The organism is Nitrosospira sp. TNL200 (genome assembly GCF_055386305.1).
This window is the reverse complement of the sequence record NZ_AP041003.1, coordinates 2843177-2864997: the sequence shown is the minus strand read 5'-3', so window position 1 is coordinate 2864997 and position 21821 is coordinate 2843177. Positions and strand designations below refer to the sequence as shown.

17 protein-coding genes are annotated in these 21821 nt (G+C 55.3%); 7 read left to right on the top strand and 10 right to left on the bottom strand.

Annotated features, from left to right (window positions below):
• Positions 1 to 41: 41 nt before the first annotated feature.
• From ACZ5CE_RS12975 to ACZ5CE_RS12955, 5 genes are all read right to left on the bottom strand, one after another.
• Positions 42 to 599: a c-type cytochrome gene (locus ACZ5CE_RS12975; protein WP_464575326.1), complete on the bottom strand. Its 558-nt coding sequence runs from the start codon at positions 597 to 599 to the stop codon at positions 42 to 44.
• Between the two features lie 318 nt (positions 600 to 917).
• Complete coding sequence (rsmA, locus tag ACZ5CE_RS12970) at positions 918 to 1691, bottom strand: 16S rRNA (adenine(1518)-N(6)/adenine(1519)-N(6))-dimethyltransferase RsmA (protein WP_464577524.1); 774 nt, start codon at positions 1689 to 1691, stop codon at positions 918 to 920.
• A 45-nt stretch (positions 1692 to 1736) separates the two neighbouring features.
• Positions 1737 to 2717 carry a 4-hydroxythreonine-4-phosphate dehydrogenase PdxA gene (gene pdxA / locus ACZ5CE_RS12965; RefSeq protein ID WP_464575325.1) on the bottom strand — a complete coding sequence of 327 codons (981 nt, stop codon included), beginning with the start codon at positions 2715 to 2717 and terminating at the stop codon, positions 1737 to 1739.
• 107 nt (positions 2718 to 2824) lie between these two features.
• Positions 2825 to 4147: a peptidylprolyl isomerase gene (locus ACZ5CE_RS12960; protein ID WP_464577522.1), complete on the bottom strand. Its 1323-nt coding sequence runs from the start codon at positions 4145 to 4147 to the stop codon at positions 2825 to 2827.
• A gap of 81 nt (positions 4148 to 4228) precedes the next feature.
• Entirely contained in the window at positions 4229 to 6874 is a 2646-nt protein-coding gene (locus ACZ5CE_RS12955; RefSeq protein WP_464575324.1) for an LPS-assembly protein LptD, read from the bottom strand.
• Between the two features lie 760 nt (positions 6875 to 7634).
• Here ACZ5CE_RS12955 and mpl point away from each other — a divergent pair.
• The gene (mpl, locus tag ACZ5CE_RS12950; protein WP_464575323.1) at positions 7635 to 8996 is read left to right on the top strand and encodes a UDP-N-acetylmuramate:L-alanyl-gamma-D-glutamyl-meso-diaminopimelate ligase; all 1362 of its coding nucleotides are present in this window, start codon (positions 7635 to 7637) and stop codon (positions 8994 to 8996) included.
• A gap of 87 nt (positions 8997 to 9083) precedes the next feature.
• Here the strand turns inward: mpl and ACZ5CE_RS12945 are convergent, their stop codons facing one another.
• Positions 9084 to 9605, bottom strand: a complete 522-nt coding sequence (locus ACZ5CE_RS12945) for a DUF3617 domain-containing protein (RefSeq protein ID WP_464575322.1) — start codon at positions 9603 to 9605, stop codon at positions 9084 to 9086.
• A 189-nt stretch (positions 9606 to 9794) separates the two neighbouring features.
• Between ACZ5CE_RS12945 and ACZ5CE_RS12940 the strand changes: the two genes are divergently transcribed.
• A complete protein-coding gene (locus ACZ5CE_RS12940; protein ID WP_464575321.1) occupies positions 9795 to 10469 on the top strand; it encodes an ankyrin repeat domain-containing protein in 675 nt (224 codons plus the stop codon).
• 146 nt (positions 10470 to 10615) lie between these two features.
• On the opposite strand, the gene ACZ5CE_RS12935 is transcribed toward ACZ5CE_RS12940, so the two are convergent.
• Both ACZ5CE_RS12935 and ACZ5CE_RS12930 read right to left on the bottom strand, forming a co-directional pair.
• Complete coding sequence (locus tag ACZ5CE_RS12935) at positions 10616 to 11887, bottom strand: cytochrome P450 (protein ID WP_464575320.1); 1272 nt, start codon at positions 11885 to 11887, stop codon at positions 10616 to 10618.
• A gap of 63 nt (positions 11888 to 11950) precedes the next feature.
• A complete protein-coding gene (locus tag ACZ5CE_RS12930) occupies positions 11951 to 14101 on the bottom strand; it encodes a di-heme-cytochrome C peroxidase (protein ID WP_464575319.1) in 2151 nt (716 codons plus the stop codon).
• Between the two features lie 175 nt (positions 14102 to 14276).
• Between ACZ5CE_RS12930 and ACZ5CE_RS12925 the strand changes: the two genes are divergently transcribed.
• From ACZ5CE_RS12925 to mgtE, 5 genes are all read left to right on the top strand, one after another.
• Positions 14277 to 16130, top strand: a complete 1854-nt coding sequence (locus ACZ5CE_RS12925; protein WP_464575318.1) for a ribonuclease catalytic domain-containing protein — start codon at positions 14277 to 14279, stop codon at positions 16128 to 16130.
• Between the two features lie 130 nt (positions 16131 to 16260).
• Complete coding sequence (locus tag ACZ5CE_RS12920) at positions 16261 to 17148, top strand: energy transducer TonB (RefSeq protein ID WP_464575317.1); 888 nt, start codon at positions 16261 to 16263, stop codon at positions 17146 to 17148.
• 29 nt (positions 17149 to 17177) lie between these two features.
• On the top strand, positions 17178 to 18017 hold the full coding sequence (aroE, locus tag ACZ5CE_RS12915; protein WP_464575316.1) for a shikimate dehydrogenase: 840 nt from the start codon (positions 17178 to 17180) through the stop codon (positions 18015 to 18017).
• A 3-nt stretch (positions 18018 to 18020) separates the two neighbouring features.
• Positions 18021 to 18719, top strand: a complete 699-nt coding sequence (gene mtgA / locus ACZ5CE_RS12910; RefSeq protein WP_464575315.1) for a monofunctional biosynthetic peptidoglycan transglycosylase — start codon at positions 18021 to 18023, stop codon at positions 18717 to 18719.
• Between the two features lie 134 nt (positions 18720 to 18853).
• Positions 18854 to 20296 carry a magnesium transporter gene (gene mgtE / locus ACZ5CE_RS12905; RefSeq protein WP_464575314.1) on the top strand — a complete coding sequence of 481 codons (1443 nt, stop codon included), beginning with the start codon at positions 18854 to 18856 and terminating at the stop codon, positions 20294 to 20296.
• Positions 20297 to 20366: 70 nt separating this feature from the next.
• Here mgtE and lysA read toward each other — a convergent pair whose 3' ends face one another.
• Entirely contained in the window at positions 20367 to 21620 is a 1254-nt protein-coding gene (lysA, locus tag ACZ5CE_RS12900) for a diaminopimelate decarboxylase (RefSeq protein ID WP_464575313.1), read from the bottom strand.
• Entirely contained in the window at positions 21617 to 21736 is a 120-nt protein-coding gene (gene lptM, locus ACZ5CE_RS12895) for an LPS translocon maturation chaperone LptM (protein WP_464575312.1), read from the bottom strand. Before lptM ends, lysA begins: the two co-directional genes overlap by 4 nt.
• Positions 21737 to 21821 lie beyond the last annotated feature (85 nt).

Here is a 21821-nt window from a genome sequence, read left to right as displayed (position 1 = left end):
AAGGACCGGGACATCAGGATCAACCAGATACCATACTTTCTTTACATTTCATCGTGATGATGTGGTTCGGCTCCCTCGCTGTCATGCTTGTGCCCGCTGCTGCTGGCGACGAGTCCCTCGTAGGCAGCAGGAGTGAGTTCCGAAAGCTTGCGCAAGAAGGCGACGATATTCCAGATGTGTTCATCGTTCATGCTCTTGCCCCAGGCTGGCATGCCGCTCATCTTGATGCCATGCTTGACTATCCAGAAAGCCTTGCTCGAATCGAGCATATCGAATTCGCGCCATTGCGGCGGCTTGGGATACAGGCCCAGGCGCAACTCGGATTCTTCCATGCCGGGCCGCAGGTGACAAGCAGTGCACATCGCGTCGTAGTTCCCGGCGCCCAGTTTGATGCGGGTCTCGTTGCTCAAATCGGGCGGTGGCGCCAGCGTGCCGGAACGCACCTCGACCGAGCGATCGCGTACCATGTTGAGGATCTTGAAGGTTGCAGGCCAGTGCGGCTCATCAGCGGCAATATTGAACGCACCGGAATAGATGAACACGGCGAGTCCGGAGATACCGATTCCTATGGCAATAATCAATCTCTTGAGCGTCTTCATAAATATCCTTAAATATTCAGAGGAGATGTGAAGAGAATGATCCTGAATCCGCCCTGTAGCGAACTCATCATACAGGTGAACGCCGAGTACCGTGGATAGTTTTTGTGGATCATAACTCCAAACTGGAAATGAGTGGTCAACTGCCGGATTCAGGATGATAGTGCCATTTCTCGTTCGGTTCGGGTAAAAACGGAAATCGGGAATTTATTTTAGCGGGCTGGAGGAACGGCGCTGGCCTCGTGCTGGGGATATGGAATCAAAATGTGGCTTCCCCATGGATACGAAAGCCACCGATAGTGCGATAGTATTACTACAATCTCATGGCCGGGTACCCGCATATTCCGTAACCGCAACGAATTGCGCTACCGACAGGTTCTCCGCCCGTGCCATCGGGTCGATTTCGAGCTTCTGATAATCGTCCGGCTTGAGATAATTTCGCAGCGTGTTGCGCAAGGTCTTGCGCCGTTGAGAAAATGCAGCGGAGACAATATCCGCGAACGCCTTTTCCCTGTCCGGTGCGATAGCGGCTGGCCGTAGCGGGATCATCCGGATCACGGCGGACTCGACCTTTGGAATGGGATGGAAACTTTCCGGCGGCACAACGAAAAGCTGTTCCATTTCAAAGCGGCATTGCAGCATGACCGAAAGCCGGCCGTAATCGGAAGTTGAGGGAGCGGCTATCATGCGATCGACGACCTCCTTTTGCAGCATGAAGTGCATATCCCGGATGCTGTCCGCGAATTGACCTAAATGAAACAGCAGGGGAGTGGAGATATTGTAGGGGAGGTTGCCGGCCACACGAAGATTCTGGCCGAGAGAGGCAAAATCGAATTCCAGCGCATCGCCCGTATGTATGGACAGCTTATCCGCAGGGAACTGGCGCTGCAGGCGTTCGACGATATCACGGTCGATTTCCACTACGTGCAGATGATCGAGCGATCGCAGCAGCGGTCGGGTCAGCGCGCCCAGCCCGGGACCAATTTCCATTAGGAGGTCGCCATTATTGGGATGGATCGCGGTAATGATTCCCGCTATGGCGGCTGGATCGATGAGGAAGTTCTGGCCGAAACGCTTGCGGGGAACGTGCTGCATTAACCGCTGTTGCATTTTACGCCCCGGATCATGATTGGAAGCAACTCAGGCTACCGGTTTTCGAGTTGCAGCCAGATCCGACGCCATCCTGATTGCCGCCACCAGGCTTCCAGGGTCGGCTTTGCCCGTCCCCGCCAGTTCCAGTGCCGTGCCATGATCCACCGACGTACGGATGAAGGGCAAGCCGAGAGTGATATTCACTCCGGCGCCGAAGCTCGCATATTTCAGCACTGGCAATCCCTGATCGTGATACATGGCGAATATGCAATCATAATTCCTTATCCTGTCGGGATGGAACAGGGTATCGGCCGGCAGCGGACCAGGCAGATTCATGCCCGCAGCACGCAGCTTTTCCAGGGAGGGAATAATGACGTCTATTTCCTCTCTTCCAAGATGGCCTGACTCTCCGGCATGAGGATTCAATCCCGCCACTGCGATGCACGGAACGGGAATGGCGAAGCGTCTCACCAGGTCATGCTGGATGATGTGCAGTTTTTTTTCCAGCATTTCCCTCGTGATGGCAGCGGCAACATCTTTCAATGCCAGATGCGTGGTCGCAAGCGCTACCCGCATTCCGCCTCCCACGAGCATCATGACCACGGGACTGTGGGCAAGCTCGGACAGGTATTCGGTATGCCCGGTGAAAGCGATGCCTGCATCATTGATGATGCCTTTATGAACCGGCGCAGTGACCAGCGCATCAAATTCGCTGGCATTGCAACCTTCTATCGCCCGCTGCAGAGTCTTTAGAACATAGCCCGAATTCGCGGGGTCAAGTGTGCCAGGAATGGCTGGCCGGGTAAGGGGCATATGCAACACCTGCAGGCTGCCCGCTTTGTGCGGCGCTCCCTCGATGCCATGGCTCGGGGTTATTTCCAGCGGAAGCCGCAACAAGTGAGCGCGTTCCTGCAACAGGCCGCGGTCAGCGATAACGACCAGCCGGCACGGCAGGTCAAGCTGCGCAATTTGCACGCACAAGTCCGGACCGATCCCCGCGGGCTCCCCGGCTGTGAGAACGAGTGTCATGGGGCGGGGGAGTGCGAGTTCAGGAGGCGTCACTGACCGATAGAGAGAGATTTTAAAGATGTTTCTGTTGCAGACTGGTATCCAGGCAATGGAACCCCGGAGGTTTTTCAGCCTTCCTCCAGCCGGTATTCAACATAAGCCCGGTCGCGCAATCGCTGTACCCATTCCTGAAAAGCCGCGTCCGCCTTGCGTGCCCGAATTGCCTGCCGAGCGGTCTGACGTTTTTTCTCATCGCTCATATCCTTGGAACGATGCTCCAGGACCTGGATCAAATGCCATCCAAAAGGAGATTGCACCGGCCCGCTGATTTCCCCATCTTTGAGTCTGTTCATCGCATGCTCGAATTCCGGTACCGTATCCCCAGGCGAAACCCAGCCCAGATCCCCTCCGGATGGCGCGCTTCCGTCTTCAGAGTGCAGTTTCGCCAGTTCATCAAACTTGGCTCCATGGTCCAGCCGCTCTTTGAGTTCGATTATCCTGCGCCGGGCATCGGCTTCGGACGTGAGCTCGCTTATTTTCACCAGGATATGCCGGGCGTGGGTTTGATTCACCAATGCTGCGTCCGCAGACTGCTGGCTGCGGCGATCGACCAGCTTGAGAATGTGGTAGCCGGTGGCGCTGGTGATGATGGGAGTCAGTTCACCCGGTTTCATGGAAGTCAGGACCTCGGCAAACTTCGCCGTAAGCTGGGCAGCCGGGCGCCAGTCGAGCAAACCCCCCTGCATGGCATCGCCGGCATCCGAAAACTCTGCCGCTATCTCGCTGAATTCCGCACCGTTTTTCAACTGGATCAATGCCGTCTCCGCCCGTTGCCGGCGTATGTTGCGCTGCAGCGGGTCCGCCTTTTCCGGCACCGATATCAGGATGTGGGCAATGCGATACTCATCGTTACGATCACCAGAGGTTTCCTGGCCATGCAGAAAATTATCCACTTCCCCTTCGGTGACGTTGACCCGATTGTTCACCTCGCGTTCCTTGAGGCGCACCAATATGATTTCATCGCGAATTTCATCGCGAAACTTGTTGAAGCTGATGCCATCCCGCTCTACCGCTGCATGAAACTCGGGCAAGGACATCCGGTTTTCCTGGGCGATGCGGCGCAGCGTCTGATCAAGCTCGGTGTCGCTTACCTTCAGGCCTGTTTCCTTGGCAAGCTGTAATTGTACCTGGTTCAATATCATGCGCTCCAGCAACTGCTTTTCCAGCACGGTGGGAGGAGGAGGCTGCACGCCTTGTTTCTGCAACTGCTTTATGGCAGTGCGCAGCGACTCGTTCAGTTCCTGGCGGGTGACTACGCTTTCATTCACGACAGCGACGATACGGTCTATGACCTCGATGGTCCCGGTCGCCTCGGCTTGCTGCGCAATAGCGCTGGTGGCGGCCAGCACCGGGACGAGGATAAGAGAGCGCAAGGCGAATCGGACACCCATTGGATGGAGCTTGAGAGAGAAGTTCAAAATGCGGTAACGGCTATCCACCAGAAAAATCGTATCCCCGGCCGGCCATATGCCTCATTGTACTCCTTCCACTACGCCACTTCCCTGGCTGCCGATCAGGGTATATCCAGGAATGCTTCGCTGCAGCACCTGTAGCGGGTTTGAACCTATTTGCATGAGGCCGTTCAGCTCAAGTTGCAAAAAAGCCGCCGTGGTCGTTCTCTGGGTTGCGAGGGTCAAGTGCTGAACCACAAAACGCAGCGACCAGCAGCAGGCATTATACTCAAGTCCCGCGAGTCCTTCCAGAATCCGGCTGTCCTGCAAGGAATAGTTCAACCGCGCTACGGTTTGCCATCTTTCCGACCACCGCCATTGCGACGAGGCATCAACCTGGTGCAACACGTCCCGAGTGAAGCGATAACCGAAATTCACCACCCTGCCGGGTTCCGGACGGTAGCTCAATCCAGAACGGACGACTTCCGCGGTAAAGTGCTTCTGGTCAAACTGAACGCTCGAGTCGGTACTGATCGTCGGAGTGATAAAGCCGGTAACCGCGCCTATGAAATCCGGTCTTCTGGGGACAGTGGAAGGGGTATCCAGGGTAATCCTTCGGTCTTTGAAGCTCAATTGCTGGCCAGCGGCAAGGCGAAAGCGCTCCTTGCCCGATCCGGGCTCTATGAAGCGCGAAGTGAGCGCGAAGGTAACCTGATTGGCATCGTTGATCCGGTCGCTGCCGCTGAAGCGGTTTTCAGTCAACATCTGGGCAAAACTGAAGTCAGTCTTGCCGGAGTCGAAATTCGGAAGATTATCCTGGTTGCGGTAGGGCACATATACGTAAAACAGGCGTGGCTCAAGCGTCTGGGTGAACCGCTCGCCTCCCAGTTGCATCTGCCTTTCGAACATCAGGCTGCTGTCGAGGCTAAGCAGGGGCAAGGTACGGGTCGGATTATCGGGACCTGCTCCTGCATCAAGATAATAGCGTGTGTGATGTATCCCCACCTTGGGCGTGATGTAGCCAAATGCACTGCGCATGGGATAACTGATGCTGGGGAAGAATACAACGCGATTGCCATTGATGAGCGTGGGATGGGAGAAATTGGTCCAGCTGCTGACAAGATTGAGATCCGCTCCCAGAATCTCGGGCTTGTTGACCGTTACCTGGACTTGGGGCAAGCGCTTGTAAGGAGCGGTAACTGGCGCAAGCGGATCCTGGATGGTCTGGAACTGCTGTCCCAGTGCCACGACGTTCAGCGTTCCATTATTTCCCAGGTTCCGGTTATATCCCAGGAGTGCCTGTTGCAACAGGTTCACCCGGGAAGTGACGTTAAGGTTATTGCCCAGATCGCGAAAATAGAAATCGTCTGAAACCCGGTTATAGTCCAGCCGGCTATAGAAGCCCTTGCCCAGGATCTGGTTCTGTCCGTACGACACGCGATAGCGGGTTTCCTCGGTTTGAAAATCGCGCGGCAATATATCAGCCAATAACGTGGCGTCTCCGGTTCGGCCCAAATAGCGAAATTCGCTGTTCAGCGCCACGCCGCGCTTGCTCATGGCTCGCGCCGAGATCGTCGCATCATAGTTGGGCGCAATATTCCAGTAAAATGGGAAAGTGATATCGATACCGGTGCGGACGTTATAGCCGTACAGCGGGGCCAGGAGACCGGTCTTGCGTTGCCCGCTGAACGAGAAGTTCAGCCATGGCGTATAAAGGATAGGCACATCCTTGAACGTGAGCTTGACTTTGCGTCCCGTACCCATTTTTTGCGTATTGTCGATTTCCATGTCATCCACCTGGAGCAGCCAGTCATCCTCTCCCGCGGGGCATGTCGTATAGGTTGCCTGCCTGAGGCGATACTGATTTTCCCCCTCGAACAGCACGGAACCGGCATACCCGCGGCTGCTGGTATCCCTCAGGCTGTAGCGGGGGTTATCCAATTCTCCCGTTTCAGTCGCCAAATTGAACTTGAGCCGTGATCCTTCCAGGATGTCTCCGCGCCGCTCCACCCGAACACCGCCCTCGGCCTCCGCATCTTCCGTATCCTGGTGATATTTCATGCGATCCGCCGAGATAAAACGGTCTTCGCTCGTCAGTTCGGCCCTTCCAATTGCCTCGATCTCCTTCTCGGTATGTCCTCGCAAGCTCTCGGCTGCGATAAATACCGGCTTGTCTTTCGCGGTTTCAGTGACTGGGGTCGCTTTTGCCAGATTTCCCGTCTCCGGTTCGATCTGGCCCCCGAGGCGCAACCTGGCGTCCCCTTGCTCAGCAAGATGTCCCTGGATATGTTCACCTTCAATCAAGGTCAAAGTATTTTTCGAGGGTGGAGCGGCATTGCGGACCACCGTTGTCCGGGTGCTGCGCAGCATGCCCTCGCCCTGTTCGGCAGCATGCCCAGGCATGGGCTCGGTGTCGGCACGCGTTCGTTTTTCTCCCCTGGTAGTTGCGGTACCGGTTTTTTGATGAGATCCTGCTGGTGCGGCGGAGGCAGCGGGAGCACTCCGAAGCCCCAGTTCATCCGTATCGCCCGGCTGATACTCATGTCCGCCGGGCAGGCGTTCCGCGTCGACAGCTGCGGGTTTGTTTCCACCGGGACCAGCCGGATCGCCTGTCGTTTTCCGCTCGTTGCTTCGTGAGCCGGTCTGCGGAGTGTCGGCAAGTGCCGTGCAGGCAACGCTGAGCAGCAGGACAGATGCCAGGAGAGGATGGCGCAAACGCGATTTCATTGGGGTGTATTCATCCTGAAGGCACACGGGAACACGGATGAATGACCGGTTTTAGATTGATAAGCCCAAAATTCCGGATACTTTCATGATGCGAAATGTCGCACGTTTCTGTCGGGTTTGTGATAATGGAAGATACGCTGCATTGAGCCGGTTGCGATGCTGCCGGTGAGCGAGTAAAAATAACCACAAGGCGGTAAGTGTAACAAAAAGAGCCGCCCAGCTAAACGCCGGTTTCGAATAATCTTGATATGATAGGGGAAAACGGCTTGCCCCTTGCCGTAAACGGCTTTACCGGATGAGTACGGCAGATAGTAAAGAAAGGCGATTTTATACCGTACCCCATGTGCCGGGGTACGGAACTTGGGGCTAGCTAGGGAAGCGCTGAATAAATCCTCGCTGAGCGCGCTGCTGGTAAAATCGGGATGATCATAAGACGCGCGACGCAGGTCGTAGCCGGGACTACGATGCCAAGGAGCGCAACGCAGTGAGCGCCCGATTTTACTGCAACCCTTATGGGGCGGGGCTTTGCGGGCGGTCTGCCTTGTCAGGCTCCTGGCGAAGGGGATCAACCATTCGCGTCGTCGCCTTTCGCGCATCCCATCCCGCAAAGCCACCGCCGCGCCAGCGGAGATTTATTCAGCGCTTCCCTAGGGTTGCGCCAATGAAAGCTTGTTCAGGGATCCCCTAACCGTTTTTGAAGATCGGCGCTTCAGCTGGAGATAATGGCTGCGGCTGCTGGCCAGTGATCAGGAGTAAAAGTTTGCATATCCACATTCTCGGCATTTGCGGTACCTTCATGGGAGGAATTGCGGCGATAGCGCGTGAGGCAGGCCACGAAGTCACCGGGTGCGACACCGCGGTTTACCCGCCCATGAGCACGCAATTGAAGTCTCAGGGGATAGGGCTGATAGAAGGCTTTTCTCCGGATCAGGCAAAATTGCGTCCCGATCTGTTCGTGATCGGCAACGTAGTGGCGCGCGGCAACCCATTGATGGAGGAAATACTCAATCGCAACCTGCCTTACATTTCGGGGCCGCAGTGGCTGGCGGAAAACATTTTGCGCGAGAAGTGGGTTTTGGCTGTCGCCGGTACGCATGGTAAAACCACGACCAGCTCCATGCTCGCGTGGATACTTGAATACGCAGGCATGGCTCCCGGTTTTCTCATAGGCGGAATACCCCAGAACTTCGGGTCGTCCGCGAGGCTCGGCAGTTCTTCATTCTTTGTGATTGAAGCGGATGAATACGATACCGCTTTTTTCGACAAGCGCTCCAAGTTTGTCCATTTTCGCCCAAGAACCGCTGTCCTGAACAACCTCGAGTTCGACCATGCCGATATCTTTCCCAACCTTGCGGCGATCGAACAGCAGTTTCACCATTTTATCCGGGTGGTTCCGGGCAACGGGCTTGTCGTAACCAATGGTCGGGACCCGAATCTCGAGCGGGTGCTCATGAAAGGATGCTGGACACCGGTGGAAAGGTTCGGGATGGACGATGGATGGCAGGCGCAGACTCTGCCGGACGGGGAAATCTCCATCGGGTTCATGGGAAGATTTCAAGGTCGATTATGTTGGGATCTCATGGGAGAGCATAATCGGATGAATGCGCTGGCCGCGCTCGCCGCCGCCCGTCACGCGGGAGTTTCCATCGATGCCGGTATTTCCGCCCTGGCGCAATTCAAAAATGTCAAACGCCGCATGGAGGTCCTCGGCATTGCCAGCAATATTACCGTGTATGATGACTTTGCCCATCACCCTACCGCGATTCGCACGACATTGGATGGACTGCGCCTGAAGATGGGGGCATCGCGCATTATTGCCGTACTGGAACCCCGCTCCAATACCATGAAAATGGGCGTCTGGAGGGATAGCCTGGCTGATAGCCTTGCAGCGGCTGACCTGGTATTTTGCTATGCTGCCAATCTAGGCTGGAATGCGGGTGAGGCATTGGCTCCCCTGGGACAAAAGGTCCAGACCCATGAAAGCCTTGAAGAGTTGATTGCAGCGGTTGCGGGAGCAGCGCAGGCCGGGGACCAGGTGTTGATCATGAGCAATGGAGGCTTTGGTGGCATTCATGAAAAGCTGCTTCAGGCGTTATCCCTGAAGCCGCTTCCCGTTGCCTGAGAATTTTTCGTACGCCCTTTCGGATCACAGTCCTGGCAGGACTGTCCGGCAGTTGACCGCATGAGAAAGGGAAATCAGGGTGGGATTTTACTGTCCGCAGCTGGCGTTGATCCAGCGGCCGCTCGTATCCGCGTTTTCGCTTACAGGGGTATTGTTGAGTCTGCCATTAAATATGGTCCAGCCAGAGAAGGTTTCCGGGGTGGCGAAGGTCCCCTCTGCTCTCCCGTTGCCTTTTAATGCGGAATCCGCGCATACAAGATCCATTTTGTAGCTGTTTTTTTCCCGGACTGCGTTTTTCACGCTGCATCCCAATTGAGGTGCATGAAAATAGGAGGGAATTTCCTGTTCCGCCATTTGCCTGGTGATGCAGATTCTGGATGTTACTGCGCCATCCTGGATTTGGGGAATGTCCAGTCCATATTGCTTCGCCAGATTCGTCAGGTTCAGCATCTGATCCGGCGGAATTTGAGGCACCAGGGCGAGCAGCGTGGATGTAGTGGTGATCTCCCATAGCCCTGGCCGAACGTGGGCCTCAGCGGAGTTCGCCTCTGGTACTTCCGGCAGCAGAAACAGCAATAGCAGCGATAATGGCGCAAGAAGCTTTTGCATCGGATCTCCGGGATGGATTGAGCCTTCAAAGTATCTGTTCAGACAGTGTCGGAGCACGGCGAGTTGCCCATGAAACGTCCATGCCCGAATTTGCAGTTTCATGAAATCGGCAGCAGGTGCCGGGAGGACGCCCCGGGCATTGATATACCTTGGATAGACTTGACGTATCGTAGAGAGAAATTGGAAAACATGGAAAGAATATCTGAAATCCGGGGATGGCGCAGCAGCGCACGTTTTTTGTGCCTGCTGATAAGCTTATCCTTTGCGGCGTACACGTCCGCTGCCGGGAATGAGAGTGAGCTTGTGGCCGCTGCCGCGGCAGGCGATCTTTCCCGGGTCAAATCCCTGCTTGTCTCGAAAGTCAATGTAAATGCCAGGGGAGCCGATGGCGAGACTGCGCTGATAGCCGCATCCCAAAACGGTTATGAAGAGGTTGTGCGATTGCTGCTCGACACCAGGGCGGATGCGAATGCAAAGACAAGTAATGGTACGACCGCATTGATGCGCTCAGCGCAGAAAGGCCATAGCCTGATCGCACGGGAATTGCTGGCGCGCGGCGCCGATGTGAATGCCAGGAGAGCCGACGGCGTCACGGTGCTGATGCAGGCTGCCCAGGAGGGTCGGGTCGAGATAGTGAATATGCTGCTTGCCGCGGGGGCCGATGCGAACGCCCGCCTGGACAATGGCGCCACCGCATTGATGCTGACATCGCAGATCGGGCACAAGGACGTTGCACAAGCGTTGCTCAGATGGGGAGCAGATGTGAACGCCAAGGCGGGCAATGGCGCTACCGCACTGATCCTGGCATCGAAGTACCGCCATCAGGATGTGGTTAAGCTTCTGAAGGAAGCGGGAGCGAAATGACAGCAGCCCGGATTTGCGTCGAATAAACCGGGGCGTACACTGCCTGAAAAAGCCCCGGATTCCGGCTCACCGCTGGCGCGGCGTCCGGAATGGCGGATATTTTTTATGCAACGGATTTACGATTCACCATACGACTGACTTCCTGGTTACGTGGCCCAGGCGAGATCATACTGTTCCGGGAAGGGGCCCGACTTATAGTCGATAGGCGCTTTCGCCGTGACATTCTGCCGTATCAACACCTGCCGGACCATTTCCGGGATCATTACCCCGGCGACATAGCGCCCCAGGCACTCATGACTTCCAAATCCGAAGTGGCAGTAGTTATACCAGTTTCGTCCCGGAATAAACTCGTCCGGCGACTCGAACGCCCGCTCGTCGAACATGGCCGAAAGCGTGACAGGCAGAACGTAAGTGCCTTTTCGGAGAACTGTTTCATGTTCCGTTCCCTTGGCCACGGTGTAATCGCTTGCCGTCGTTCTGAAAAGATAAGGGGTGATGGGCACGAAGCGTAGCGCTTCCCATACGATTCCGTCGAATTCCGTCAGTGATTCTTTCGTCGCTGCGGCTTCCGCCTTGGCCAGCCATTCAGCGTGCTGTATCAGGTACTGGATAACCTGGGCGACCGCCTGGGAAGTCGTTTCCACCGCCCCGATCAGCAAGCCGCCGGCGTTGATGCCCAATCGTTTGATATCGAATTCCAGTTGCTTCGGGTAGTCGGTACGCAGCATTCTCGTCACGATATCATCGTCCAGCCGCACGAGGGTCGATAATGTGATTTCTTCCGCTTTCACTTGAAGCGTGCGGCGGGCGATCAGCTCGAGGATAAACATTCCCAGCGCTTTCGACGTTTCGTTGTGACGGTCGATAATGGATTGGGATTTTTCGGGAGGGAGAAGGTCGAATGGCTGATTATGGAACGTGTCGTACTGATTCCAATAGGACCATTCAATCAGATCCTGGCGTTTTGCCCCGGTCAGCCCGAAGTATTCCCGTACCAGGGTGGCGGGAACCATGCGGCAATAGCTATTTACGATCTCGATATTTCCATTTGCGTCGTCGAGGATTTCCTTGCTGACCTTGCCCACCATCTCGCGCACTGCCGTGAGATCGTTACGATTCAGCATGCACTGCATGAGCGATTTTTCCCGCGTATGCAGGGCATCATCGTCATGCATCATCAGGTAGTCGCCCATTTTTGGCACGTAGGGCTCAACCGTAAATACCTTGGGCATATTCAGCACTTCCCTGCAATCGTCGAAACGGGTGAGCAGGGTAAATTTCGGTGTTACCAGAATAGGCCGCTTCTGGCGCAATTCCTTGAAAAATGGCAGAGGCTCCGTATCCATCCAGCGCCGGGCGAGATATGGCTTGTCTGCGTCTGATGCCGCATCGTACTGTTCCAGATAGCTTGCGCTCATCTTTGCTCCTTTATTAAAGTTGTAGGTTATCCCGAAGATGCCGGGCAGGCCGCGGGGTTCAAGTCATAACGTCTTCAAATATTCAAGCAAATCCAGCCGATCCTGTCTGGAAATGGGGTACAGGCACTTTTCCTTGACAGAGGGGTCCAGGTCGGCATCCTTGATTTTTGGATCTGCGCATAATTCCCTGGTTTTCTGGTCCACCCGTTCATCCGATTCGTCGGCAACGCGTCTGGCTCCATATTCGTGTCCAGCATTGCTGTTACCCTTGGTGTATCCTCCGGTGTCATCCCTGATGCCTTTGGTATTGAACAGGAAACCACCATAGCCGCTGCTTTTCAGACCGACTTTTTCCGGGTCGAATTCCCGCGACCCCACTTCGAATTCATCGGGCCGGTATTCGCCGCCTTCCGGATCACCCGGCGCTTTTTTAGGCAGCAGTAAATCATATAGCGTGGGTACGGAACCATTATGCAGGTAGGGGCCGGTTGCCCATATGCCATTCAATGGCCGCGCCTTGTAGGCGCTCAGTGAAGCTACCGGATTGTCAGTGGTGTCCGGGTCGTAGTCCCCCTGCTTCATCGACGCTTTGATCTTGTTGTCGCGAAACCCCGTTGCCAGGTTATATGCCCACTCGGCCCAGCGCTGCAGAAACCACTTGTCCGGTTCCGGCGTTGCAACAACGCCGATGGTTGCTTTCGTCAGCAGAGCTGCAACCGGCGCCTTGCGGTCAAGCAGGATGTCGCCAGGCCCGAAGTTGACGTACTCGTTACGCAGGATGCCCGAGAAGCCCTGGTAGGTGACGGCATTGTGCGCCATTTGCGGATCCGTCCTGGTGTCACTTGCTCTGGACATGTGCGCGATGACGCGGCGGTCCGGTTCATCGCGGACGATTCTCGAGTGACAGCTCGCGCAATGCCTGTTATAGAGCGATCGGCCGTTCGGCAGGCGACTGGTGTCGATGCGGCCCAGGATGTTTTCGGGCCACTGTGGAGACTGCAGATTCCACAAGCGCGCTTCGATACGACGCAGGTTCATGACGTTCACGGAAGAGTCGAAGCTGACATGCTTGCCAGAAAAGCCCTGTCCCGTGATCAACGAGGGTAGCGAAAATCCGTCCCGTTCCGTCCAATCGAGCGTGCCGAACACGCCAATCGCTTCCCCGGCATTACGCGCTATGGCCTTCAGCCCCGAGTTCTCGGTGAGGCCATTCCATTGGACGTAATCGTGACGGGGGGTGTCCCAGAGGAATGGATAGCTGACGGGCGCATTCGGTGGGTTGAATATCTTTTTACGAAGCTTTCCCAGTGCTTCCCATCCGTTGGTCTCATTCAACCGGGTGACGATACCGCGGACCATAAGGTCACGTTCATTGCCTGTAAGAACAGTGCCTGCATTTCCAGTAAGAGATTCCAGTTCCGTCCCGGTCAGGGCCCGGTCGCCCATTACCCTTGGATCGCGAAGAAGTTCCTGAAGCTCCCTCGTATTGATGATGTGCTCCAGAACCCTGTTGTAGATTCGGCCGAATGCGTCCAGGCGCCCATAGCCGTAGTGCGTGGTGCTGTAGTTGATGGTTATGTAACTCGACAGGCGATCGAGGTATGTATTGAGATCGGCAAGGACAGCCGCTTCCGTTCGGTACGAGCCCCTCGACAGTACGTTTTGAACAAAGCGCTTCTTGACTTCGTCATTATCTCGCGTCACGAGCAGCGCTTTGACGATATCCCGCATGAAGCTTTCCATATCCGCTATAGCCGGGCCGCCATCGATACGTATTCCCTTGCCTTTATAATTTATTTGGGCGGTATGGCATGCCGCGCATGTCAATCCAATGTAATCCCTGCCTTTATAAGTGTCCTTGACAAAGCCGACAGGCAGGCCATCCGGATTGCCGGAGGTCGCTTTCTGGGGAAGATACCGATAGAAATTCATATTTTCGTTCGACCGGAACAGCTCGTTACTTCCTTTTTTCTCCAGAACCATGAAGAAATCATAGGGCATCATGTTCGATCCCTGGGTCACGGTATAAAACCAGAGGCTGTCGGTGGCGCTCCAGTTTTGCGGAAGATACTCCACCGTAGCGAAACGATCGCCAAAAAAGTCCTGGTTGACCGTGGCCGCACCGCGGTCCGGATCGCCTTCATTCATGGAAGCGCAGGCAGAGAGGAATGCAATCAGGAGAGTCAATAAAAGTATTTGAAACCGGCGTTCCATTACAGCATATCCTTCTTTCACTGAAGATCCCCTTTCGAGAGTATGTGGTTCTTATTTCAAAATTATAGTTGATTCCTGGCAAATATCTGGTGGATCGGGCCGGCTTTCGGCGGACCAGGTATTTGCGTCTATAATAGTAGTGTTTCAGCAATCAAAACCCGTCCGCGACCCATCCATGAATGTTTTTTACGAAGAGGAAGGCACTTTTAAGGTAGGTGCCATCCTTGCCGACAATATGACATCGCTTCAAGTCGAGGCGCCGCACGGAAAGCGCGCAAAAATCAAGGCGGCTTCCGTCCTGCTGCGATTCGATGCCCCATCGCTGACGGAGTTCATGGACGTTGCTCACAAGGCGGCCGACAATCTGGATCCCAATTTTCTATGGGAATGCTGCGAAAACGAGGCCGAATTTTCCAGCGACACGTTGGCCGCCGACTATTTCGGCCATGCGGCCACACCGGAAGAAGCCGCGGCGGTATTGATCAGGCTGCATAGCGCGCCCATGTATTTTTATAAGAAAGGGCGTGGACGCTATAAGGCCGCGCCTTCGAAAGCGCTTGAAGCTGCGCTCGCCAGTCTGGAAAAAAAACGGCTTCAGGCAGAACGGCAGGGCCGATATATGAAGTTGCTGGAGGCACATACGCTACCGGAAGAATTCAAGCCCATCATTTCCAGCTTGCTCTACCGGCCCGACAGGAGTACCACGGAGTGGAAAGCGCTCGAAGCCGTTTGTACCGCCAGCCGGTTAAGCCCCGCCCGGCTTCTTGAGAAGTGCGGAGCCATTCCCTCCACACATGATTACCATGTCAATCGCTTTTTGCTGGAGCATTTCCCTGTTGGTACCGATTTCGGAGAACTCGAGACGGCTGAACTGAACGACCCGCCGGATTTGTCGGTATCAGACGTAATTGCCTTCAGCATAGACGATGCCGCCACCACCGAAATCGACGATGCATTTTCCGTAACCCCTCTTACCCTGGGAAGTTTCCGCATCGGAATCCATATTGCCGCCCCGATTCTGGGAATTACGCCCGGGTCCCCTCTGGATGCGATCGTGGCGGAGCGCCTTTCCACGGTTTACCTGCCGGGCCGCAAAATTACCATGCTGCCGGATGCGGTCATACATCATTACACTTTAGCGGAAAACCGGCTGTGTCCGGCACTCTCCATGTATCTGGACGTGGCGGACGATTTCACAGTCACTTCGGTAAGCAGCCGGATCGAGCAAGTGAAAGTAGCGGCCAATCTGAGACATGATACGCTGGAAGCGTATTTTAACGAAAACACCCTTTCTCAAGGAAACCTCAATCATCCTTTCGGCCGGGAACTGAAGGCGCTATGGAATTTTGCCTGCAAGATGGAAGCGCTCAGGGGTAAAACCAATGACAACAATAATGAAAGAATTGATTACAGCTTCAGCGTGGAGGGTGACCGCATTGCCATCACCCAGCGGAGACGGGGTTCTCCGATCGATAAGGTAGTGTCGGAACTGATGATTTTTGTCAATGCGGAATGGGGCAAGCAGCTTGCGGATAGGGGTGTTGCAGGAATTTATCGCAGCCAGGGAGGGGGTAAAGTCAGGATGAGCACCTCTCCCGCTCCACACCAGGGACTCGGAGTTTCGCAATATGCCTGGGCCAGTTCGCCGATGCGCCGCTATGTGGATTTTATCAATCAGCGCCAGGTAATAGCGGTACTGCGTGGAGAAACGCCTCCTTATACCCGGGAGAGCGAGAGCTTGCATCGGTCTGTGCAGAATTTCGAGGCAACCTATGAAGCATATGGAGAGTTTCAGCGCGGCATGGAACGCTACTGGTGCCTGCGTTGGATGCTGCAGGAAAATATCCAGACGATGACCGCGCAAGTCCTGAAAGAAAATCTGGTGAAACTCGATCGCCTGCCGTTGGTAACACGCGTTACCCCGCTGCCCGAGATGGCTCCGGAAACGAGCGTCGAAATCGAGATTTCGCAAATCGATCTGCTGGAGCTCACTTTCAACGCGCGGTTCCTGCATAAATTGCAGGCATGAGATTTTTATCACCCATGCCAGGGACAATGTTATTGTTATTTGCCCTGTAAATGTCTTAAAATTCCCACCGTTTCATTCGCGAATTCAGGCATTGAGCGCCACTTCCAACATATCTGAATCGGGTTCAGCCATGCTTCACGAATGGCTGTCCGGTGCCTCGTCGCGCTTGAATCTGGCTATTTTACTGTCAGTCATTCTTCATGCGGCTGTTCTGTTCGGCATAAGCTTCAAACCTTTCATTGAAGAAGTGCGCATTGCCAGTGCTCCCTTTGAGGTGGTGCTGGTAAACAGCAAGTCCGCATCCAGGCCTCATGGCGCAAGCGCTTTGGCGCAGGCAAACCTTGACGGTGGCGGAAACCCGGATAGGGACCGTAGAGCGAAAACATCCGCCCGGCCTTCCTCTCAGCCAGAAGATACAGCCGCAGGGATGGCGAGAGACGCTCTTGCCGACCAAACCGCGCATCTCGAGCAGGAAGCGCAGAAACTGACGGCCGTCCCCAGCAGCGACATGAATACAACCCAGCCGGATCTGCCGCAACAGCAATCTGAATCGAATCAGGGCGTTTTCGACGCTACCGACCTTGTTCAGCGAAGCTTCGAAATTGCCCGGCTGGAAGCGCAGGCCGTGCGGGATTTCGATGCTCACCAGAAGCACCTCAAGCGCAAGTTCATCGGTGCCCGTACGCAAGAATACCGCTTCGCCCGTTATGTCGAAGATTGGCGCATCAAGGTTGAGCGGATTGGAAATCTCAACTATCCCGAAGCGGCAAGACGCGAGGGGCTTTACGGAAATTTGCAGCTTACTGTCTGCATCAAGGCGGATGGCAGTCTGGAATCGATTGAAATAAACCGCCCATCAGGCAAAAGGATTCTGGATGAAGCGGCGGTACGCATCGTGAAGCTGGCGGGTCAAAACGGATTTTCTCCGTTTCCACCCGAGATCAGCCAGGATACGGATGTATTGTATATTACCCGTACCTGGGCATTTACCCATTCGGACGAGTTGAAGAGCCAGTAATCACATCTCCGGCTCAACAAGGTATCCCGATGTCCGATCACTATGCCGTCATCGGCAATCCGATTGCCCATAGCAAGTCTCCATGGATTCACGCCGAGTTTTCGCGGCAGACAGGCCAGGATATGCGCTATGAGGCCATGCTTGCCCCCCTCGATGGTTTCCACGTTGCGGTAACCCATTTTCGCCAGCGAGGCGGCAAAGGCATGAATGTCACCGTTCCGTTCAAGCCCGAAGCGTATGCGATTTCCCATCGCCTGACGGAACGGGCGCATGCTGCCCAGGCAGTCAATACACTGGCTTTCGCTGATGATGAGATTTTTGGCGATAATACGGATGGGGTGGGTTTGATGCAGGATATTCTCGTCAATCTCGGATTTTCCATCGCTGCCAAGCGGGTGCTGCTGATGGGAGCAGGAGGTGCGGCACGCGGCGTGGTGCTGCCTTTGCTTGAGCACGCTCCCTGCATACTGGTGGTCGCCAACCGTACGAGAAGGAAAGCGGATGAATTGCAGCAGCAGTTTTCCCATCGCGGCAATATCGCTTCGGGTGATTACGCGGATCTGCGCGGAGAAAAATTCGACCTCGTCATCAACGCGACCTCGGCTGGCCTGCATGGCCAGTTGCCAGTATTGCCTCCAGGTATTTTCTCCAGGGAATCCATGGCATACGACATGGTGTATGGCGACGGACACAGCATTTTTCTGCAATTTGCCCAGCAGCAAGGCGCGGGTTTTCTTGCGGACGGCATAGGCATGCTGGTGGAGCAGGCTGCCGAATCTTTTTTCCAGTGGCGCGGGGTAAGGCCAGTCACGGAACCGGTAATCGAAATGCTGCGTCCAGGGCGGAGGTCTTCGAGCGTACCTGCTTGATACATGGACAAGATTCTCAAGCGCTGGCTCTGGCGCCTGTTTCTGCTGCTCGTCGGCCTGGCATTGATGTATCATGCATGGATACTGGGCCAGATCACTTATTGGAACCATTACAACCCGTCCAGCAGCGCGTTCATGCGAGCCCGGCTGGATTTGTTGCGCGAAAAAGATCGTGCCGCCGTGCTGCGGATGCAATGGGTTTCGTACGAGCTGATTTCGCCCAATCTCAAGCGTGCCGTGATCGCGGCCGAGGATGGCAAGTTCCTCCAGCACGAAGGGTTCGATTTCGAGGCGATACAGAGGGCCTACGAAAAAAACCTTGAAAAAGGCAGGCTGGTGGCGGGAGGCTCAACTATCAGCCAGCAGCTTGCAAAGAACCTGTTTCTATCCGGGGAGAAAACACCATGGCGCAAGCTGCAGGAGGTCATCATCACGTTCATGCTGGAAAATGTGATGCCCAAGCGGCGCATTCTCGAAATCTACCTGAATGTGATTGAATGGGGAGATGGGGTATTTGGCGCTGAAGCGGCAATGAGGCATTACTACGGTGTTTCCGCCGCTTCCGCTACTACGGAACAGGCGGCACGTCTTGCCGCCATCGTTCCCAATCCCCGCTTCTATGACCGTAATCGCACCACCCCCGGGCTGAGAAAAAAAACCGCCATCATTTTGCGCCGGATGCCGTCGGCGCAAATTCCCTAGCCAGTTCGACTGGTGGCATTGTGACGGAAAGAGCGGTTCCCGCCCTTTCCGTCCATGCTCTCCGCTGTCATAATAGTTGCCCCAATTTTTCCTAAAATCCGGGTAATTTCGTCGCGCTTGCCAGAGCGATCACCATGACCAAAGCAAATAACCCAAGGGAATCCGAAGACCTGCAGGATCACACCAGGCGGGTGGTCAACTTATTGCATAAGCATAAGCTGGTGGAAGGTCTCGTGCATACGCAGCAAATGCCGCGCCAGGAGCTGGTTGAAGCGCTGGTGCACAAGCAGAATCTGGCGGAGCTTCAAAACCTTCTGGACAGGCTCCATCCCGCCGATGTGGCGCATATCCTCGAAGCCATGCCGCTGGAGGATCGCCTCATGATCTGGGACCTCGTCAAGGCGGAGCGCGATGGAGAAATTCTGCTGGAGGTTTCGGATGCGGTTAGGGAAACGCTGCTCGCCACCATGGATAGCGGCGAAATACGGGCGGCCGCCGGACAGCTCGATGCCGACGAGCTAGCCGATCTCGCGCCCGATCTGCCGCGGTCCGTTATCGATGATGTATTCCAGTCGCTGCCGATGGAAGAGCGTGAGAAACTACGCGCTGCCATGTCTTATCCGGAAGATGCGGTGGGAGCGCTGATGGATTTTGAGGTGGTTACCGTCCGGGAGGATGTAAGCGTGGAAGTGGTATTGCGTTATCTGCGCCGGCTGGATGAGCTGCCTGATCATACCGACCAATTGTTTGTAATCGATCGCAACGAATACCTGAGAGGGGTGTTGCCCGTCAACAAACTGCTTGTCAGTGATGACGACGCGAAAGTTGGCTCCGTGATGAGCACGGAAATGGTGATGCTTCACCCCAGCGACAAGGCCCACGAGGCGGCGCAAGCGTTCGAGCGGTACGATCTTGTTTCAGCACCGGTGGTCAACGCCGACGAGAAGCTGGTGGGCCGTGTCACCGTTAACGCGGTGATGGATTTCATCCGGGAGGAATCTGAAAGTGAAGTGCTGAATCAGGCCGGCCTGCGGCAGGAGGAAGATTTGTTTGCGCCGGTATGGAAGAGCCTGAAAAACAGATGGACCTGGCTGGCGATCAATCTGGTCACGGCCTTCATCGCATCGCGGGTAATCGGCGTGTTCGAGGATTCCATAGAAAAGCTGGTTGCGTTGGCGGCCCTGATGCCAATCGTTGCCGGCATTGGAGGCAATTCGGGCAATCAGACCATCACCATGATCGTTCGCGCGCTGGCGCTGGGGCAGCTCAATCCCAACAGTGCCAAAAAGCTGTTCACGAAAGAGATTGCCGTAGCCGCGGTGAACGGACTGGTCTGGGGTTCCGTAGTGGGACTATTCGCCTATATGATCTATCTCAGCGTTCCTCTCAGCCTGGTGATGACATTGGCGATGACGCTGAATTTGCTGCTGGCTTCGATAGTTGGCGTGCTGATTCCGCTAACCCTGGCGAAACTGGGGCGCGACCCTGCGGCCGGTTCCAGCGTGATGATCACAGCCGTAACCGACAGCGGCGGTTTTTTCATTTTCCTGGGGCTCGCCACGATTTTCCTGATGTAGCTGTCTCCAGCAGGATAAGGGATGGGGGATATAGAGGCGGATTGATATCGGTGGCTCCACAGGGGCTATTTTATGGCAGCAATCTCTCCCCGGCCATAAGCTGTTCCATGGATTCACGCTCACGGATGAGATGAACGCGAGCGCCATCGACCATCACCTCCGCGGGACGCGGACGGGTATTATAATTCGAGCTCATGCTCATGCCATAGGCTCCGGCGGACATGACAGCCAGCAGATCGCCCTGGGACAGCGCCAGGGTCCGGTCATGTCCCAGAAAATCGCCTGTTTCGCAAACAGGGCCGACGATCTGGTAGTTTTTCTCTTCCTCTCCGTGCTTCGCAACTGGAAGGATATGGTGATAGGCGCCATATAATGCCGGGCGCATGAGATCGTTCATCGCGGCATCCACGATGGCGAAATTTCGGTGAGGCGTATGCTTGAGGTACTCGATGCGCGTGAGCAGCAGGCCTGCGTTTCCCACCAGCGCACGGCCCGGTTCGATCAGGATGCGCTGATTGCGCCAGCCGATTGCGGTACACAGGGCCTGAACATAGTCCGGTATCGGAGGCGGATTTTCCTGTGAATAGCGGATCCCCAGTCCCCCCCCCAAATCCAGGTGGCTGAGACGCAAACCTTGTGTTTCCAGCCGGTCCAGCAAATGAAGGACCTTTTCGCTGGCTGCGACGAAAGGATCGAGTTCGGTCAGTTGCGAGCCGATATGGCAATCCAGTCCCTCCATGCGCAGGTTGGCAAATTTCCGTGCGGCCGCATAAAGCTTCTCCGCTTCGTCGAACGGCACACCAAACTTGTTTTCCTTCAGACCCGTCGAAATATAGGGATGGGTTTTCGCGTCCACGTCGGGATTGACGCGCAAGCTTACTGGCGCAACCCGGCCCGCTTCCTCCGCTACCTGGTTCAATATGGCTAGTTCCGCTTCCGATTCCACATTGAAGCACAATATGCCTGCATCAAGCGCGGCCCGCATTTCGTCCGGACGCTTCCCTACACCCGAAAAAACGATTTTTTGCGGCTCCCCGCCTGCTTTCAATACCCGCTGCAGTTCGCCACCGGAAACGATGTCGAAGCCGCTGCCGAGCCGGGCAAATAAATTGAGAATCGCCAGATTGGAATTCGCCTTTACCGCATAGCACACCAGATGGTCGCGTGCTCCAAAAGCATCATCAAATTCCTTGTAAGCGGAGGCAAGCGCCGCGCGCGAGTATACGTAGCAAGGCGTGCCATACCGTTCCGCGATATGGTCCAGAGGAACCGATTCAAGGCATAGAACCGAGTTGCGATAACTGGTGGAGGAGTAGCCGCTCACCGCTTTTTCTCTTTATTCTGTGCCGGCTGCGATTCCTGTGGGAGATAAAGCGGCCCTTTCAGCCCGCAGGCGGAGAGCAGCAGGACTATTAAAGCAGCGGCGCAAAACCTCTTCATGAGCAGATACCGAAATACCAAACCGGAAATATTAACATGCTCCCTGCCAGATCCGGCAAGTGCCACTTCCGGATGGATTGCCAAC

Excerpts from the sequence above, each read along its gene's own strand:
- ACZ5CE_RS12975 (WP_464575326.1), bottom strand. The coding sequence starts at position 599 with ATGAAGACGCTCAAGAGATTGATTATTGCCATAGGAATCGGTATCTCC.
- rsmA (WP_464577524.1), bottom strand. The coding sequence starts at position 1,691 with ATGCAGCACGTTCCCCGCAAGCGTTTCGGCCAGAACTTCCTCATCGAT.
- pdxA (WP_464575325.1), bottom strand. The coding sequence starts at position 2,717 with ATGACACTCGTTCTCACAGCCGGGGAGCCCGCGGGGATCGGTCCGGAC.
- ACZ5CE_RS12960 (WP_464577522.1), bottom strand. The coding sequence starts at position 4,147 with ATGGGTGTCCGATTCGCCTTGCGCTCTCTTATCCTCGTCCCGGTGCTG.
- ACZ5CE_RS12955 (WP_464575324.1), bottom strand. The coding sequence starts at position 6,874 with ATGAAATCGCGTTTGCGCCATCCTCTCCTGGCATCTGTCCTGCTGCTC.
- ACZ5CE_RS12945 (WP_464575322.1), bottom strand. The coding sequence starts at position 9,605 with ATGCAAAAGCTTCTTGCGCCATTATCGCTGCTATTGCTGTTTCTGCTG.
- ACZ5CE_RS12940 (WP_464575321.1), top strand. The coding sequence starts at position 9,795 with ATGGAAAGAATATCTGAAATCCGGGGATGGCGCAGCAGCGCACGTTTT.
- ACZ5CE_RS12935 (WP_464575320.1), bottom strand. The coding sequence starts at position 11,887 with ATGAGCGCAAGCTATCTGGAACAGTACGATGCGGCATCAGACGCAGAC.
- ACZ5CE_RS12930 (WP_464575319.1), bottom strand. The coding sequence starts at position 14,101 with ATGGAACGCCGGTTTCAAATACTTTTATTGACTCTCCTGATTGCATTC.
- ACZ5CE_RS12925 (WP_464575318.1), top strand. The coding sequence starts at position 14,277 with ATGAATGTTTTTTACGAAGAGGAAGGCACTTTTAAGGTAGGTGCCATC.
- ACZ5CE_RS12920 (WP_464575317.1), top strand. The coding sequence starts at position 16,261 with ATGCTTCACGAATGGCTGTCCGGTGCCTCGTCGCGCTTGAATCTGGCT.
- aroE (WP_464575316.1), top strand. The coding sequence starts at position 17,178 with ATGTCCGATCACTATGCCGTCATCGGCAATCCGATTGCCCATAGCAAG.
- mtgA (WP_464575315.1), top strand. The coding sequence starts at position 18,021 with ATGGACAAGATTCTCAAGCGCTGGCTCTGGCGCCTGTTTCTGCTGCTC.
- mgtE (WP_464575314.1), top strand. The coding sequence starts at position 18,854 with ATGACCAAAGCAAATAACCCAAGGGAATCCGAAGACCTGCAGGATCAC.
- lptM (WP_464575312.1), bottom strand. The coding sequence starts at position 21,736 with ATGAAGAGGTTTTGCGCCGCTGCTTTAATAGTCCTGCTGCTCTCCGCC.